Raw genomic sequence first — 16,528 nt, forward strand, 5'->3', positions numbered from 1 at the left:
CACACGGAGTCACGGAGCCACAAAGATTTTTTTTGTCTCCGTGCTTTGGCGTCTTGGTGTGATTATTTAAAAAGCTAATTCTCACATGGAGCCACGGAGCCGTAAAGATTTTTTTTGTCTCTGTGTCTTGGCGTCTTGGTGTGATTATTTTTTATATCTCGCCGTTAATAATCCTCGATATTCCGTCCTTCATTAGGTTTCCGCCGAAATTCAACAAAAATCCGAGCTTGAGGCCAGTCAGACGAAGGTATGTTAACACTTGCTTTTTGTAAGCTTTATTTAATGATTCAACAGATTTTAGCTCAATTATTACTTTATTTTCAACAAGAATGTCAAGGCGAAAGCCTTCTTCAAATTTTAATCCTTTGTAGTCAATTGGAACTTTGACTTGCCGCTTGACGGATAAGCCACGTCTTTCAAGCTCGTGAGCAAGTACTACCTCGTAGACTGTTTCCAGTAACCCAGGCCCAAGTTCTTTGTGTACTTCGATAGCAGTGTCAACGATTATATTTGCAATGTCGTTTTCGTTCATATTGATTTCTCGTGTTGGTGTTTTTGGTGGTTGTTTGATAAAATTTTCTCACACGGGGTCACGGAGTCACAAAGATTTTTTTTGTCTTTGTGGCTTGGCGTCTTGGTGTGATTATTTAAAAAGCTAATTCTCACACGGAGCCACGGAGTCGCAAAGATTTTTTTTGTCTTTGTGTCTTGGCGTCTTGGTGTGATTATTTAAAAGGCTAATTCTCACACGGAGCCACGGAGCCGCAAAGATTTTTTTCTGTGACTTGGTGTTTCTGTGTCGATCAAAAAATACTGCGGATCACCAGCAAGATTCCGATGATCAAAAAGACAATTCACCGGGGCTGCAACAACAGTCGCTGCCAGAATCGCGCCGAAGACAAGAAACATGATGCCAAAAATTCCCGTGAGAATTCTGCCGATTAATTCCAAAATTGCCGTCAGCAATCGCCACAGTACCACAAAAGGCCAGGTGAGCCATTTCATAAGATTGTCTCCAAATGTTTTGTCAATGGTTGTCGAAAAAATTCACGCGCCTGATTATTTGAAAGATTTGGAAATTTCTTCGATGTTGAATTGCAAATCAATATTTGAAATGCTTGATTGGTTCGCCCTTCTCGCCGATGTCAGTCATGGCTTCGATCCCGATTTGCAGGTGCGTCTGCGTCCATTTTTCCGTGACCATCCGATCTAATTCTTCGGTTTTCACGCCGTCGGGAGTGATCGGCACATCGGACACTAAAAGCAGGGCGCCGCGGGCGATTTCGTCGTAATGCCCAGCGATGAAAATTGTCGCCGTCTCCATGTCAATGGCGATGCAGGTCATTTCTTTTAATCTTTGCAAAAATTTCTGGTCGTGCTCCCAGATGCGGCGATTGGTCGTGTAAACCACACCGGTGCGATATTCGTGGCCGTGAGCAACGATTTTTTCCGAGACGAATTTATGCAATTTAAAAGAAGGGAGAGCCGGCACTTCCGGCGGAAAATATTCATTGCTGGTTCCCTCGCCACGAATTGCCGCAATCGGCAAAATGAAATGGCCTATTTCGCTGGATTTTTTGAGCCCGCCGCATTTGCCCAAAAACAAAACTCCTTTCGGGTGACGGGCAACGAGCAAATCCATAATCGTCGCTGCGTTCGGTGAACCAATTCCGAAATTGACAATGGTCAGCCCCCTGTCATTCGTCGCGGCCTGCATCGGCCTGTCCTCGCCGTAAATGTCGCAAGCGAACATTTCAGCAAACATTTTCAGATAACTCTTGAAATTTGTCAGCAAAATATAATCGCCAAACTTATCCAGCGGCATCCCGGTGTAGCGCGGAAGCCAATCTTTGGCAATTTGCAAACGATCAATTGAATTCATTGGTGCTCCGTATTATTGTTGTTACAATTTCAATCTCATAATGGGTCTTTTCGGGGATCGCCGGGCTACTTCTTTGAAGCCAGCTTTGCGAAAAATACCCGCGATTCCGGTGAAGGCAAATGCTGCCGGGTAGTTTTCAATTGTGTCTATGGGATATGCTTCAATAATTCTCGCGTTGTTTGAGCGCGCAAGCTCAATCGCGCCGTTCAAAAGGCGGCTGCTCATGCCTTTCCTGCGGTAATTTTTGTGGATGAAAAAGCAAACGATCGACCACACTGGCAGATTATCGATGGGCTTCAAAATACGAGATCGCTGCAATCGCGGAAAGTGATCGCGCGGACCCAGCGAACACCAGCCAATTGCCTTGTTTTCAATGTACAGCAAAATTCCCGGCTGAATGCCTGAAAAGACAAGTTGTTTCATTGCCTCGCGATTGCCGTCGCCTTTTTGATTCTCAAACTCACGCGCTGAAAGGCGCCACCACATGCAAAAACAGCCGCCGCAGGCGCCGCGCGGCCCGAATAATTGCAGGAAATCATCCCATCGTTCCGGCGTGAGGGGAAAAATATCTTCAGCGGAAAAGCGCATTTAACCTCTCGCTCTTTTCATATTTGCCCGATGCAATCCCTGATCTTCTTTTAAATTTAAACTGTCAGGCGGAAAAATTTGCTGCAATTTTTTTAACCAAAAATAATTTCGTCTCCATTGCCAGAAGCGAAAACTTGAAAAAACGTAGTGATCGCCAGTTTTCGGCCAGCCATGCTTCGCGGCATTGGCATGAATTAAATTGAAAAAGCGATAAAAATCATCTTTCGTGCGAATACAGACGTCCCAGTAGTTGAAGAATAGAGGATTCATCCGGCGTCTGTTTTCCTGCGTTTTGATTTTTACTCCGCACTGCACGTTGATGGCTTTCACCACATCTGGCAACTGACTGCCGATGCGCGTTTTGAACAGCAAATGATAATGATCGTCAAATATTGCCCAGGCGTACAGATGGTAATTGTATTTGCGAAAAATCTGGCAAATTGTTTCAAAGAGAATCTTTTTGCGTTCATTTGACGAAAAATGGCACTCCCGTTTCACTGTGTGCACAGTGAGAAAATAAACAGTGTCATTTAGATAATAATGCCGAATATAGTGTCTTGCCATTAAATTTCACCAAAGTCAATTTTCAAAAATAAAAAAGCCGGCTTTTCTTTTAGATAAAAATCGAAGGTGAAGCTCAAGCAAGCATCGACAAACTCAAGTTGTTTTATTGAAGAAAATATTAGTTATATTTTAAGAAAATTTTGCTAAATGTCAAGGATTTTTCTTGAAATTATGGAGAATTTTGAAAATTGTTCGTTTCAGATTTGCGCAGCGATGAGTTATTTTGACAATTGGAATCGGTGAATGAGTAGATACAAACAAATAGAGCAAAACCCGGATCCGCCAAAGGAACCCGGGTTTTTGCCACCAAAGCGAAGGACTGGGCGAGTTTATTTAAAAGAATAGCTCAATCCCAGACTGAAAGCCATGATATCCATACCCTGTGTACCAGGCTGGTCGTGCATGTTGTCGAATGGAATTACCCGATCCTGACCCATCAGATATTCAAATCCAGCGTCCAGGCTCACTTTTCCGAAGCAATAGCTGCCGCCGAAAGTGACGGCGTTGTAGGTGACGCTCGGAAAAATGATATTTACAGTTTCATCCGGAGCGGGAGCCGGATCGTGGTAAAAACCAGCTCGTAGTGCAAATCCTTCAGCAACCATGTACTGCGCGCCAAATCGGATTTGCGTCGCATCTTTCCATTTCATTTCCATTTTATTTTGACCGGTCTGATCAACTTGCATATCCCAAACAGGGTCTTTGTAATCAGTTGTCAGCTCATTTTCTGTTTTAGACCACTGGCTGAATTGCACATCGGCGGTCAAAGTTAATTTTTCCGTCGGAGTAACGGCGATTCCGGCGCCTGCCCAGAGAGGCCATGCTAAATCGCGAGCATAGTCGGATTCATAAGCGTTGTAGGCCTGGAAAGCAGAGTTCTTTGCCGTTCCTTCAAATTTCACCGTTGTTTTTGTTTTTGCGGACACGCCAATGCTCAACATTTCCGTCGGTTTGAACAGCACGCCAAAAGCAGCGCCATAGCCCAAACCGGATCCTGTTTCTTCGTATTGCGCGTCAACCATGCCATCCTGGCCCGGACCATTGTTTACCGCGTCAAAAGTATCCATGGGCCGTTTCATGTCCATCATGCCGTAGAAAATATTCAGCGCTAATCCCACGGACAACTTTTCATTAATCTGGTACGCGATCACCGGGGAAACATTGAACACGCCGATTTTACTCATCCATTCGAAAGAAGTGCCGGCAGGGCCGCTGAATGCCGCCAGGTCTTTTCCTGCCCACTCTGCGCCTAATCCCGCCGGTACAAAGGCGGAGATACCGACCGTCATTTTTTCGCTACTTCCCAGCGGCATGTAAGCCATTAAATTTGGACTGATGTAATGATTCGTTTGGGTCGTTGCGTCAACTGTGGCCCCGCCCATGGAAGCCGGAAATGTCAGTTGATATGTGCCTTTGGGAATCACATCTGTCACAAAAAATGCAAATTGCGGTGATTTCAATTGCGCAACACCTGCCGGATTCCAGTAAACCGCGCTGTAATCGTTGGCAAGACCAATGTAAGCGCCGCCCATTCCAAGGGCTCTCGTACCGACGCTATTAAGGCTTAAGCCATTTGCAAAAAGCAAAGATGCGGAAAAAATCGAGATGGTAAACAGTGCGACAACTAATTTTTTGTTCATTTACTCCTCCTCAATGATAATTGTGTGGTTTGAATTTAGGTAAAAGTGAAGTAAAAAATTGGAAATGAATTATCTCCTTCACATGAATTATTTTGATCTTCCTGTAATTGCTTTTTTGATGGATTTATCCAGGTTCCCGGGCATGTTCATAAATTTCATGAACGCCCATTTTCCCGCGTCCCAGAAAAACATGTCCATGCGAAACATTTCTCGCGGTGTTCCGACTTTGATTTTTCCGTCTTCTTCAAAAATTGCCACCTCGACGGGATAGGCGCAGACATGATCGATGCCGGGGGTGGAATTTGCCTCTGTCTCGCGTTTCATGCCGCAAATGTGAAAAGACAGCGCCTCGGTGCGATTACGTGTAATTCCCAATAGCGCAGCATTAATGCCCTCATTTTTCACTTCGCAGACTACGCGCCATTTCAGGTCTTCGGCGGCGCTTTTCGTCCAGTGGTAGCCGGCATCTTTTTCAGCCGGCTGGAATGCCTCAATATTTTTCTTTACCTGATCAATAACTTCCTGCAATTTTGTCGCTGGATCTGCGCCGGTATCAATTGACAGCAGGATAGGAAACTGATCTTTGTCTCGAAAGAAAGTCATTGGCCCGACCATCATCATCATGTCCTTCTTTGCTTTTCGTAACCGTTCGGCTGAACGTAGCGGAGGCATTTGGATGCTTACTTCTTTTCCCTTTACTGCCGATAAAATAAACGAGCGTAAATTCTGTCGGATTTCCTCTGATTTCGCGATAACTTTTTGATAATTTGCGTCATCGAGATCATTGCAAATGATGCGTGTTAGTGTGATAGGATTGGCGATGACGACCTGGACGCCAGTTTCATCTTCATAAACTCCAATGCGAAGAATCCAGTTGGCGGCGTACCGCTTCCCGAATTGCGCCTGAAATTTATCAAACGCCGTGTCTGTGGCCAGAATCAGAAAAGAATTAAAAGTTGAGTGTTTCGCGGCATCTTCCCGAACGAGATTGGGCGTACTCATTTTCAGCGTATTTAAATACTGAAAGGAAGATTCTGTCAGATTTTGCGTGATTAAATCTGCAACCTCCTGAGCATTTCCTGCGGCATTTTGAACAACTTTTTCGTAAATGCCGAAGTCAGCGCCGAATAATAAATTTGTTAGAAAAAGAAAAACAAAAATGCTTTTTAAAAATTTCATTTCCTCCTCCCGCCGGTTGAATGAATGGTTTAAGTTTTGGGCAATTAATTTGAAGCTGTGGTTTTAGGTTTAGGGATTTTATGTTTAAAAAAAGTATGGATTGGAATGGCGAAGAAATACCATTTGTCAAATTGATAGGATTACGCTTCAATGCAGGATGATATATTTTGTGAAAAATAGAGTATTTAAAAATATAAAAATCTTTACTTCTGATAGATGTCATATTTGCCCGATGATAATTTTAACCATAGCAATAATTATTGGCATGAAAATATAATACTATAAAATGTTAATGTCAAGATGTATTATAAAATATAGATTTAGAGTGTTTTAAAATAGATTAAAAAGTGAAAGGATAGATCAAAAGGAGTACAGCAGGTTACCGGTTAATGGGTCCCGTCCGAATTTTTCGCACAATTCGATGAGGATTTTTTCGTGGCTAAAGGCGAGATTCATCACCGTGTCGTTCCCGCCGTAGTAAATCCACAGGGAGCCATCATTTTTGCGGGTGACGCCGCAGGAAAAGACGACATTGGGGACGTGAACATAGCCGTCTTCCGGGACTCGGCAGTCGGCTCGCGAAGGAAAAAGCAGGGGAATGGCAGATATTTTTACTCTTGCGGGATTTTTCAAACTATGGAGCGCCACGCCCAAAACATAAGGATTACCATCCATCGTCGTGCGTACGCCGTGGAAGATATTCAGCCAGCCTTTGTCCGTTTTTATCGGCGGAGCGCCAGGGCCTATTTTGTCGGAAAATGCGCTGGGACCGAAACCTGTGTGCATAATTGGTTCCGGCGCAATATTCCAGGAATTGGAACGCCAATCATCGGAATAGCCGATGCGGATTTGCGTGTACTGTCCGCCTACATCGCCTTCGGTCACGTCGTTGGGTCTGAACAAACCGACGTATTTCCCGTTGATTTTTTCAGTGAAAAAAACCACATTGCGCATGTCGCGTTCGAGCACAGGACCGTAACGGACAAAATTAATAAAATCAGTTGTCATCGCCAGTGAGACACGGACGCGATTTTTAATTTTGCCGTGGTACGCGCTGTAAGTGATGGCGTATTCCGCGCCAAATTTCATAATTCGCGGGTCTTCAACTCCTCCGGATTCGTTTTCGATGAGCTGCCCGCTATCCGTCCCAGGAGCAAAGTCATCATTTCCAGTTGCTGGTTTCAAAACTGGCTGCGGATGAATTTTCCAATCATCTACGCCATTTTTGCTTTTCGCCAGGCCCAGCACAGAAATCCCGCAACGCAAATGAGAACGAAACAGCATGATCGTTTCGTCTCCCAGAGTTGTAACTCCGGCGTTGTGGACAGTGACGACTTGCCATTCCGGTTTACTCCAGACGGCATTTATCTGATTGGGCGTTAAGATGGGATTTTGGGCGTAGCGGATGAGTGGTTTGGAAAGAGAGAGTTTTTTGTAATTAAAAATGTTGATCCTGTTAAAGTTTGCCATAGCAATGCCATTCGCTGATTTTGTTAACGATGTGCTTCACCTTTCAGAGGGAGCCACACCAATCGCTCATGATTTATCAAAAAATTCCAGGTATTAATTTTTTTGTCCTCTGTCTGTATTTCTCATATTCTTCCCCAAAAAACTCAAGCAACGCCTCTTCCTCAACGCGAATTCTCAGCAGAAATACAGCGAGAATCGGCACAAAAATGACAAGCGTACTGATCCAATTGGAGAAGGCAAGTCCCAACCCCAGGAAGGACAGCAAACTTCCCAGATAAGCCGGATGGCGGATGCTTTGATACAAACCATCGGTTTTGATCTGGTGATCTTTTTGAATGGACACATCCACAGTGAAATACTTTTTCAGGGAAATAATTGCAATCCAGCGAATGATAAGGCCGCCCAGAATTAGACCTAACCCAAAAGATGAAATTTTTTCCGAATAATCTTTGATAAAGCCGATACCCCTGCTTGCTGTCAGAATCCCGAGAGTGATGCTGATGACAATCACGATCCAGAGAAATTTTATGGATCCTTTGTCTTTTTGCTGCGATTGTTTGACCCGAGCGGATGATTTGAATTTGGCTAATAAAATTTCAGATAGCAGCCAGACGGCTGAAATTGACATTAACAAATAATAACTGACCATTTTTGTACCTTTTTTAATGTGTAGGTTTTTTAGTTGCCAAAAGGGACACAGCCGATGCCGAAATTCGGCGAGACAATTGATAAACATCAAGCGGATAAGTTTTTACCGTCCACCATAAATCACGGACGAAATTGCTAAAAGTTTCATTTTCGCTGACGTATTCCACTTTGCCCGCCTTGACGGCACGAATGATAGCTTGGACTGATTTTTCTTTAGCGTCGACGAGGGAATAGGTGTTGCCGAACTGATAACTTTCATGCGCGTCGGAGCAGCCGACTACGGGCAGATCCAATTTTTCCGCCACGCGTCGCGCTTTCTCTGCCGGATTGATCCATTTGTAATGAAAACGGCTGTATTCCACGGCATCAAAACATTGCGGATATTTTTCCAGATTTTTGCCCACGCATTTACCTAAAATGTAGTAGGGATGAGGCGCAATGATCAATCCGTCCTTGCGTTTATGTCGGCACAAATCTTCGTAGGTTTTAAATGGTTTGAGCAGGGGATAGTTGATCAAAACAACGTGTTTTCGCTCGATAAAAGCCTCGGCGCCGGAAAGAAGCAACAAACCTCTTTCCCGGGCATAGGCTTCAACTTTAGGGTTTTTGTAAATGATCCCGTGATGCGTAATGGCAATGGCGTCAAATTTTTTCGCTACTGCCAAATCGATCAGTTCATACGGGGAAGGTAAATTTTTCCTGCCACTGACTTTTTCTTCGACTAAATCATCCGAGGTGTGTGTGTGAAAATCAACTTTCAACCTCACGAATTTCCGGCTCCTCTCATCGCTGCCAATGGATTTGCATCCACGGGAAAAAAATCCCTAAATCGGTTTATTTTGCTTTGTTTCTTGTTTTTTTGATCAAATTTTCCGTGATCCGCTGCCAGTTCGGCGTTTGCAGCATCGGCGTCACAAATGGCGCCACGGATCGATTGGCGTAGTGGCGTTTCAAGACCAGCATGTTTAAATCGTAAGTGGTCAGGGTATCCAGAACAGAAGTATTGATTTTCAATGGATATTTTTTGCCCAAATTTGCCAGATAATTATCCACGGCAGCCCAGCGTTTTTCCGTAAGCGCATCCCCGCGGACGTCGTTCCGGACGCTTTGCAGCGGCGCAGGTCCGGCTTGTTTTTTGTCAAGCACTTTGAACACGGAATATTGTCCCTTTTCTGTTTTCACCGGCTTGCTGATGTCGCCAATATTCAATTTCATCGCTGCTTCGCCAACCTTGCCAAATGCTTTAGGCGTGAAATATCCGGTTATACCTGCTGATTTGATGCTGATTTGCCGTTTGTTGTATTTTCGTGCCAATTTTTTCATGTCTGCGCCCCGGAGAATTTGCCGATAAATTTTATCCGCCAGTGATTTGCTGTCCACCAATATTTCATGAAGATTAATCAGCGCCGGTTGTTTGTATTTGTTTTTATGCTTTTCATAATAACTTTTAATTTCTTCATTTGAAATAGAAACAGTGTCTACGATCATGTTTCGCAACCGCCGTGCCAGAAACGCGTCGCTCCACATTTTAGTCTGATATTTTACGTAATAGGTTTTGTCTAAACCCAGATTCTCACCTTTTTTGGCCATGGTTTCAAATTCCGTCATGCGCTTTACTGCATGGCGCAAACTGCGGCGAAATTTTTCCCGGGAGGAAAAATCAACGTGATAGGGCCCAACGCTCAATTTTTTGATGAATTCTTCCACCGTCCAAGCAGAGCCGTCATTGAAGCGAGCGAAAGTATCTTTCAAATGATCGGCTAATTCGGACTGACGCAATGCTGCGGGAGTAATGTCGCGCTGTTTCGGCTTTTTCTGTTGCATCGAATCCTGAATCCCGTAAGCCTTTTCCAGCCCGGCAGCGACCAGGTTGAAAATTTCGTGGGAAACGCGGACGGTTTTTTTGTTCATCAGTTCTCGCATGAACTCATTGAATTTTTCCGTCCGCTTTCTCTCCAAAATTGTCTTGCGAATGGAAGGTTTTTTATTGTAATAGCCGCTTTCTGTGAGCAAAATATTCGTTTTCCGATCCACCAATTTGAGAATGAAATATTTCCCATCAACAAAAACCGGCTCCGAAACCTGGAACGGCTTGAGCGAATATGCCACATCTTCCAATTTTGGATGCGACTGTCCCCATTCCATCTCCAGCGTCAAAACCGAATCCGCAGAAATGAACATATCCGTTGCCAGCGCCTGTTTCACTTCAGTGAACGCTTTCCCTGAATCGATCATGGCTTTCGCCAATTGCGCCCGTTTCGCGTCGTCGAAAGTAAGCACTTGCAGCGATAGTTTCGATTGGGATCGAATAAATCCTTTTTTGATTTCATCCTCGTTCACTTCAATTTTTGAAGCGATCTCCTCGTCGAAAAGTTTTTCCACTGTCGCTTCTTTTTTCATTTGCTCCGCAAAAGTGCGGTATTTTTCATCCCGATCCATTTTCCGTTTTTTTGCTTCTTCGACAAGGACTTTTTCGCTCAACAGAGACATGAGCACGCGCTCTTTGTTGCGCTGTTTGTCTTTCGTGAGCAAAATGTGCGGCGTCATTTCATAGCGGTCGCGAAACTCGGAATAGGGAAGAGTCGTTTTACCGGCTTTCGCAACAATGGGCTCCGGCGGCTCTTTTGAGCAAAAGAAAAGACCAGCCCACAAAAATAAAGCGAGAATTTTTAAAAGAGTTTGTTTTTTCATTTTTATTGAGTTTCAAGTTTTTGGTTTCAGGTTTCGTCTTTCAAGCCTTTTGAAAGGGTGAGATTAATTGTTTTTTTGATCATAACCCATTTCTGCCAGAATTTTTTCCACTTCTTCTACATCGTTGAAATGAATCGTCTCGTGTTCCAAAATTTGCGTGGTCTCGTGCCCTTTGCCCAGAATCATGATGATGTCATTTTCCTGTGCATTTTCCAGCACAAATTTAATCGCTTCGTGTCTGTCAATGACGATGTGTTTTTCCGCATTTTTTACTCCGGCAGCGATTTCCGCGATGATTTTGTTCGGGTCTTCGTTGCGCGGATTGTCAGCAGTGAGAATGACGACATCGCTGTATTTGTCCGCCACAGCGCCCATTTTTGACCTTTTGTCTTTGTCGCGATCTCCGCCGCAGCCGAAAACCGTGATCACGCGGTTGGGGTGCAAATCTTCCGCCAGACCGAGCACTTTTTCCATGCCGTCAGGCGTGTGGGCGTAATCGACGACCACGGAGAAAGGCTGTCCGTGATCGACTAACTCGAACCTGCCGGAGACGCGAATCGGCGCTTCCAGTCCCTGCTTAATTGTTTCCAGATCAAAATTCTGAGAAAATGCCACGGCGACGGCTGCCAGAGTGTTGTACACATTGAACATGCCGACTAATTTGGGAGAAACAGTGATTTCTCCGATTGGAGTTACCAGGCGGTAACGTGTTCCTTTAATGGAAAACTCGATGTCTTTTGCCATGATCGCCGCCGAATTTTTGATGCCAAAAGAAATCCGTTTCGCTTTTGTAGCTTGCAAAAATTCGTGCCCGTGCGGGTCGTCGATGTTGGCGATGGCAAAATCTTCCTCATCGAGCCATTGGAATAATTTTTTCTTCGTGGTGAGATAATTGTCCATTGTCTTGTGGAAATCCAGATGATCCTGAGACAAATTCGTAAACACCGCCACATTGTAATCCACGCCTTCCACGCGGTAAAAATCGATGCCGTGGGAAGAAACTTCCATCGCGCAATAATCAACTTTTTCCTGTACCATGTGTGTGAAAATTTCCTGCAAATCCGGCGGCTCCGGTGTGGTGTCTTTGGATTTGTAAATTTTGCCGTTAATTTTGTAGTACAAAGTGCCGATTAGACCGGTGCGATATTTTTGCATTAAAATTGATTCCAAAATGTGCGTCGTAGTTGTCTTGCCGTTGGTGCCGGTGATGCCGATCATTTTCATTTTCTGTGAGGGATAACCGTAAAAGTGATTGGCTAATTTCGCCAGCGCCAATCGCGAATCGGGCACGAGAATCTTAACGACATTGTCGGGAACCTTCATGTCACGCTGCAAAACAACAGCCACAGCGCCAGCTTCAATGGCTTCTCCGACTTTGTCATGGCCTTCGGGAATTTCAATTTTGTCCAGTTGCGTGTAAATGTTAATAGCGACGAAAAGGAAATCGGGCTTCACCCGCTGCGGATCGTAAACGATGCCTTTGATTTCAATATTTTCCGATTTCCCGGCTATTTGTTTTTCATCTAATACATCCAAAAGCGATTTCAGTTCCATGGTGCGGTTCATGCTCCTTCTGCAAAATAGGTCCGTAAACTTTGTTGTTTTAGTCTGTCAAATTTTTTTAGAATATTTTCGTTCAAAGAATCGTGCTGATCAATGAATTCGATTAAAATACTTTTACCCAGTTCCCAGGCTTGGGTTTCAAATTTAATTTTTTCTGAGCCTTTGTCCAATTGGAAATTACTCAAAAAATCTTCTCGATTCGACGAAGATTTCCACTGCAAAAAATGGCCTACTTCATGAAATAAAAGGCAAAGCGCTTCAGTGACATCCTTTTCTGCAATATGGTAAAAAAGCACGATGGACGCCAGATCATGCCGCGGCGGATAAAAATACCCCACAGCCGTTTGCACTGGTACCAGTTGGATGCTCAATTCCGCGAATCGATCCCAACACAAAAACGATTTTGCCTGAAACAAAACAGACTGATCAATCATTTAACTGATAGTTTTAATTTGTTCGGTAATTTAAATTACTAATTTAATGAAAGAAAATTTTTAAAGCAAGTAATTTTGTGGGAATTTTTGTTTGAAAATGGCGCGCGGATGACACGGATTTTACAGATTTTCGCGGATTTGAGTGATGATTCCTGTGAATTCGAATGAAATCGGATGATGGTTTGTAGATTTTCCTTTTAAAAAAAACTTGCTGCCTTCGAGTCTTGGTAGCAAAGAGAATTATCTCTGTTAACATTTTAAAAAAGCGATGTTAACATTTTAGAAAAGCGAAATAAAATCATGCCAGAACTACCCGAAGTCGAGACAATCATTCGCCAGTTGCGTGTAAAAGTAGTCGGGCAGGTGATTTCGCATGTGGAAATTTTCCGGGCGAGCCAGTGGAAGTTGAACGATGCGAATGAAGTGCCAGAAAAATTGGTCGGCAAACAAATTCGTCAAATTCGGCGACAGGGAAAATATATCATTTTCGATTTTTCTGACGGCGGCCAGTTAATCATTCACCTGCGCATGACAGGAAAATTAATCTGGTCAGAGAGGAAATTTGAAAAGGAAAAATACACGCGCACTGTTTTTCATTTTGCATCGGGAGGGCTCTTGCAGTTTCAGGATACGCGCGCTTTGGGCACGCTGCTTTACCTGCCGCCCGGCGATGTGCAAAAATTTGCTCCGCTCACCGGCCTTGAGCCGTTGGACGATTGCTGGACTTTAGACGCTCTGCGCCAGCGGATTCAGAATTCCCGGCTGGACGCCAAGTCTTTTCTGATGGATCAAAAAAAGATTGCTGGCATCGGTAATATTTACGCCAGTGAAATTCTTTTCCGCTGTCAGATCCATCCCGAACGGCGCGTGAATGAACTTAGCGATGCCGAAATCAAAGCCCTCTTTGAGCAAATTCCCTTTGTACTGAATCTGGCAATCGAAAAAATGGGCACGTCGCTCGGCGACGGCAAAAGCAATTTCCGCAGCGTTTACAATATCGAAGGCGAATTTCAGAAAATGATCCAAGTTTACGGCAGAGAAGGTGAGCCCTGTTTGGTCTGCGGCAGTCCGATTATCAGAATAAAACAGAAGGGGAGAAGCAGCTATTTTTGTGGGAAGTGTCAGAAGTGAGACATTTTTATCAGCGCTCATTTTCCAAACCATCAAATGTAAATGAGCTTGCAAATTTGATACTCTGTGGTAGTGGTCTGTTCTCTGCTATCGAGAAAGCGCTGAAAAATTTTAATTCAAGTTTTCAGCGCTTTTCCCTATTTTATTGCTTATTTTATTTCATCAACGCCATCTTCCTGGTTCTCACAAATTTACCCGCTTTAATCTGGTACAGATAAATTCCGGAAACCACTTTGTTACCAAACTCATCACAACCATCCCACATCACGGAATAATGTCCGGCTTGTCGTTCCTTGTTTTCAAGAGTTCTGATTTTTTGGCCGACAAGATTGTAAACTTCGATTTTTACCTGAGCCTTTTCATGGAGTTGATACTCGATCTTTGTCTCAGGATTAAACGGATTGGGATGATTCTGAAAAAGTTCGCTGGACTGCGGAACATTGGGATTAAAGATCAATTGATTAGCAGAATTAGCAACTGTAATTTGACCTTCATTCAGGGAAATGTCCCGCATTTCTAACACGGTCGCGGAACTCGATTTTTGATCGGGAACGTCAAATTTCAACTCCAGAATTTCAGCGTTAGCATTCACAGGTTTGGCGCCGGCAAGGGCGATTTTCAACACATTTTCATGCAATTGATAATCGACATAAAATAAGTCGAACTTCTTGCCCAAAGCGACATCCTGCAAATGAAGCAACCCGGAATCAAATGAGAGTTCCATTTCAGCGGACAGAAGATCTCCTGATACGTCAACCTTGATCGGGACGATAATCTGCTGCGCTGAGAGCCGTTGGATTTTTCCCCATTTCACGCTGGCGAAGCCGGTTGTCACTTTCGGAACCGCCGCCAGTTCTAATCCCGGCGCTGACCAGTTCCCGGACACGTCGCCAAAGACGATGGCTTTGAAATTCTGGTCTGTTTGATTTGAATTCAGTGGTTCGTAGCGGAGAAAATTCGGCGCAGAATTCCAGTTATTTTCATCAACGGCAAAACTTGTGGGGACAAATGTCCAATCGTCTCCGACCGGAAATTCGTTGATTAAATTAACGACATAGCGCAGGACATAAGAGGCGTCAAAAGCTGAGATACTTCCATTGCCAGAGACATCGGCGGCAATTTTTTGAAAGGGCTCCAGACTAATCAGTCCCACCACTTCCCGCAAAATGTAGGAAGCGTCAAACGCGCTGATCGAGTTTCCCAAATCGCCATCTTTTGAAGGCGTCAGCGAATAATCGCCCGGTGCGATCATGGAGAAAGTGAAGTTGCCGGAAGCGTCCGTTGCGGTTGAATTTCCGTCCAACGTCAAATTTGCCTCGGCCACTGCATTTTCGTTGGAATAGTATTTCACAGCGCCGCTGACATTATAGCCCGCTAAAACAGTAAACAGTCCATCGCTTTTGGCCGCTAATGGCGATCCTTCATTGAATTGCGCAGTGACAAAATGAATCTGTGTCGTGTCGCCGTCCTGCGCGGAAGAATTTACCTGATATTGCACATAAAGCAAAACCCCGCTGCCGGACAACGCTGTCGCACTGGCGCTGGTAATCAGGATTTGGCCGTCAGTGATGTTTGTCGTCACAGATCCCCACTGGTTTAAAATAGTGCCTGCCAAATTAACTCCGAGGGGAGTCAAAACATCGGTTCCGGTTTCCAGTGTGAGCGAAAGTCCGAACACATTTTCGCCAGTGAGGTCTTCCACGTAAACAGGGATTTCCAAAGTGCTGCCGGTCGCGCCGGTCGTGTCGTGAACGCTGATCATAATTCCCTGCTGCGTCAGAGATAAAAATCCGCTGCTGAGATAAAAATTTGCGCTGGAGCCGGTTCCGACAGGAGATGGCTGGCCAATGGCGTCAGTAACTTTGAACTGTTCAGATTGACTTCGTTCCCCGCCTTGGTCAACAACCGATTTTTTTATCACAAAATTTTCACTGGATTGGGCGTTCGTTGTGCCGTTATTTACAAACAGCAGAATGAGCGGAAACAACAAGCACGCCATAATCCATTTTTTATATTTAAGCATGTGTAATCTCCCTAATTTTGATATTTTTGGATTATGAATTAGAGAAAAATCAAAATTAACGTTTTTCCTTTTCAAGCCTAATGATGCGTTTCTCTAATTTTTCAATTTTTGCCTGCTGTTCCTTCATTCCCTGAATCAGAACCGCCACGATTCGGGAATAATCCACTGATTTGGCATCCACGCCGTTTTTTTCATAAGCGACGATTTCGGGAATTACCTCGCCTACATCTTCAGCGATCAGTCCGATATCGTGTTTGCTGTTTTCTTTCCAATCATAAGAAACGCCAGTCAGACGACTGACTAAATTTAGTGCGTTGTCAATTGGTTTAATATTTGTTTTCCAACGGCGTGAGCTGTAGGTTGTCCAGGAATCTGCAATCGGATCTGTCGATGAATAATGTTTAATCGTCAAAATATTGCCTGGACTTGACGTGCCGATTCCGACATTGCCGCCGGTTTTGATGCGCATTCTCTCACTGCCATTTTCTTGAAAGATAATGGTTCCCGGACTGCCCGACTCAGTGCCGCAATTGATAAATAAATCATTGGTAGCAATCAAATATTGACCGGAAACAGATTTCATCCTCAATGTCCGAGAAGGATATGAAGATCCTCTTGCGATAAATTCATTTTTAGCGTAAACATCTCCATCGAAGTCTGCTCCTCCGTCAACTGAAAGCTTGTAAGACGGGGAGCTATCCCCGATGCCGACATT

At 44.2% G+C, this 16,528-nt stretch carries 16 protein-coding genes; 1 reads left to right on the plus strand and 15 read right to left on the minus strand.

The genetic code is table 11. The features are described 5' to 3' along the window. Window positions 1-151 precede the first annotated feature (151 nt). The 13 genes from GXO74_16305 to GXO74_16365 all read right to left on the minus strand — a co-directional run bounded on the left by GXO74_16305 (window position 152) and on the right by GXO74_16365 (window position 12,659). Complete coding sequence (locus tag GXO74_16305; GenBank protein NOZ63216.1) at window positions 152-532, minus strand: GxxExxY protein; 381 nt, start codon at window positions 530-532, stop codon at window positions 152-154. Between the two features lie 212 nt (window positions 533-744). Beyond that, a complete protein-coding gene (locus GXO74_16310; GenBank protein NOZ63217.1) occupies window positions 745-1,005 on the minus strand; it encodes a hypothetical protein in 261 nt (86 codons plus the stop codon). Window positions 1,006-1,102: 97 nt separating this feature from the next. Continuing rightward, entirely contained in the window at window positions 1,103-1,873 is a 771-nt protein-coding gene (locus GXO74_16315) for an AMP nucleosidase (protein ID NOZ63218.1), read from the minus strand. A 30-nt stretch (window positions 1,874-1,903) separates the two neighbouring features. Further along, entirely contained in the window at window positions 1,904-2,470 is a 567-nt protein-coding gene (locus GXO74_16320; GenBank protein ID NOZ63219.1) for a GNAT family N-acetyltransferase, read from the minus strand. Further along, on the minus strand, window positions 2,471-3,034 hold the full coding sequence (locus GXO74_16325) for a hypothetical protein (GenBank protein NOZ63220.1): 564 nt from the start codon (window positions 3,032-3,034) through the stop codon (window positions 2,471-2,473). It lies immediately after the preceding gene. A 329-nt stretch (window positions 3,035-3,363) separates the two neighbouring features. Next, the gene (locus tag GXO74_16330; protein ID NOZ63221.1) at window positions 3,364-4,674 is read right to left on the minus strand and encodes a hypothetical protein; all 1,311 of its coding nucleotides are present in this window, start codon (window positions 4,672-4,674) and stop codon (window positions 3,364-3,366) included. An 87-nt stretch (window positions 4,675-4,761) separates the two neighbouring features. Further along, window positions 4,762-5,853, minus strand: a complete 1,092-nt coding sequence (locus GXO74_16335) for a hypothetical protein (GenBank protein ID NOZ63222.1) — start codon at window positions 5,851-5,853, stop codon at window positions 4,762-4,764. Window positions 5,854-6,213: 360 nt separating this feature from the next. Beyond that, window positions 6,214-7,323 carry a glycosidase gene (locus GXO74_16340; protein ID NOZ63223.1) on the minus strand — a complete coding sequence of 370 codons (1,110 nt, stop codon included), beginning with the start codon at window positions 7,321-7,323 and terminating at the stop codon, window positions 6,214-6,216. A 76-nt stretch (window positions 7,324-7,399) separates the two neighbouring features. Further along, the gene (locus GXO74_16345; protein ID NOZ63224.1) at window positions 7,400-7,972 is read right to left on the minus strand and encodes an isoprenylcysteine carboxylmethyltransferase family protein; all 573 of its coding nucleotides are present in this window, start codon (window positions 7,970-7,972) and stop codon (window positions 7,400-7,402) included. Between the two features lie 13 nt (window positions 7,973-7,985). After that, a complete protein-coding gene (locus GXO74_16350) occupies window positions 7,986-8,738 on the minus strand; it encodes a PHP domain-containing protein (protein ID NOZ63225.1) in 753 nt (250 codons plus the stop codon). A 67-nt stretch (window positions 8,739-8,805) separates the two neighbouring features. Next, a complete protein-coding gene (locus GXO74_16355; protein NOZ63226.1) occupies window positions 8,806-10,662 on the minus strand; it encodes a hypothetical protein in 1,857 nt (618 codons plus the stop codon). A gap of 63 nt (window positions 10,663-10,725) precedes the next feature. Then, complete coding sequence (locus tag GXO74_16360; GenBank protein NOZ63227.1) at window positions 10,726-12,216, minus strand: UDP-N-acetylmuramoyl-L-alanyl-D-glutamate--2,6-diaminopimelate ligase; 1,491 nt, start codon at window positions 12,214-12,216, stop codon at window positions 10,726-10,728. An 8-nt stretch (window positions 12,217-12,224) separates the two neighbouring features. Then, on the minus strand, window positions 12,225-12,659 hold the full coding sequence (locus GXO74_16365; GenBank protein NOZ63228.1) for a hypothetical protein: 435 nt from the start codon (window positions 12,657-12,659) through the stop codon (window positions 12,225-12,227). Window positions 12,660-12,959: 300 nt separating this feature from the next. Here GXO74_16365 and mutM point away from each other — a divergent pair, with 300 nt between their 5' ends. Next, the gene (gene mutM / locus GXO74_16370) at window positions 12,960-13,790 is read left to right on the plus strand and encodes a DNA-formamidopyrimidine glycosylase (GenBank protein ID NOZ63229.1); all 831 of its coding nucleotides are present in this window, start codon (window positions 12,960-12,962) and stop codon (window positions 13,788-13,790) included. A 154-nt stretch (window positions 13,791-13,944) separates the two neighbouring features. On the opposite strand, the gene GXO74_16375 is transcribed toward mutM, so the two are convergent. Further along, complete coding sequence (locus tag GXO74_16375; protein NOZ63230.1) at window positions 13,945-15,813, minus strand: T9SS type A sorting domain-containing protein; 1,869 nt, start codon at window positions 15,811-15,813, stop codon at window positions 13,945-13,947. Between the two features lie 55 nt (window positions 15,814-15,868). Then, a complete protein-coding gene (locus tag GXO74_16380) occupies window positions 15,869-16,396 on the minus strand; it encodes a tail fiber domain-containing protein (GenBank protein ID NOZ63231.1) in 528 nt (175 codons plus the stop codon). Window positions 16,397-16,528 lie beyond the last annotated feature (132 nt).

Source organism: Calditrichota bacterium (assembly GCA_013152715.1).
Classification (GTDB): Bacteria; Zhuqueibacterota; Zhuqueibacteria; order Thermofontimicrobiales; family Thermofontimicrobiaceae; genus 4484-87.

Coding starts and splice junctions, on each gene's coding strand:
- GXO74_16325 (NOZ63220.1), bottom strand. CDS start 3,034: ATGGCAAGACACTATATTCGGCATTATTATCTAAATGACACTGTTTAT.
- GXO74_16365 (NOZ63228.1), bottom strand. CDS start 12,659: ATGATTGATCAGTCTGTTTTGTTTCAGGCAAAATCGTTTTTGTGTTGG.
- GXO74_16345 (NOZ63224.1), bottom strand. CDS start 7,972: ATGGTCAGTTATTATTTGTTAATGTCAATTTCAGCCGTCTGGCTGCTA.
- GXO74_16305 (NOZ63216.1), bottom strand. CDS start 532: ATGAACGAAAACGACATTGCAAATATAATCGTTGACACTGCTATCGAA.
- GXO74_16310 (NOZ63217.1), bottom strand. CDS start 1,005: ATGAAATGGCTCACCTGGCCTTTTGTGGTACTGTGGCGATTGCTGACG.
- GXO74_16355 (NOZ63226.1), bottom strand. CDS start 10,662: ATGAAAAAACAAACTCTTTTAAAAATTCTCGCTTTATTTTTGTGGGCT.
- GXO74_16380 (NOZ63231.1), bottom strand. CDS start 16,396: ATGAAATCTGTTTCCGGTCAATATTTGATTGCTACCAATGATTTATTT.
- GXO74_16335 (NOZ63222.1), bottom strand. CDS start 5,853: ATGAAATTTTTAAAAAGCATTTTTGTTTTTCTTTTTCTAACAAATTTA.
- GXO74_16340 (NOZ63223.1), bottom strand. CDS start 7,323: ATGGCAAACTTTAACAGGATCAACATTTTTAATTACAAAAAACTCTCT.
- GXO74_16375 (NOZ63230.1), bottom strand. CDS start 15,813: ATGCTTAAATATAAAAAATGGATTATGGCGTGCTTGTTGTTTCCGCTC.
- mutM (NOZ63229.1), top strand. CDS start 12,960: ATGCCAGAACTACCCGAAGTCGAGACAATCATTCGCCAGTTGCGTGTA.
- GXO74_16330 (NOZ63221.1), bottom strand. CDS start 4,674: ATGAACAAAAAATTAGTTGTCGCACTGTTTACCATCTCGATTTTTTCC.
- GXO74_16320 (NOZ63219.1), bottom strand. CDS start 2,470: ATGCGCTTTTCCGCTGAAGATATTTTTCCCCTCACGCCGGAACGATGG.
- GXO74_16360 (NOZ63227.1), bottom strand. CDS start 12,216: ATGGAACTGAAATCGCTTTTGGATGTATTAGATGAAAAACAAATAGCC.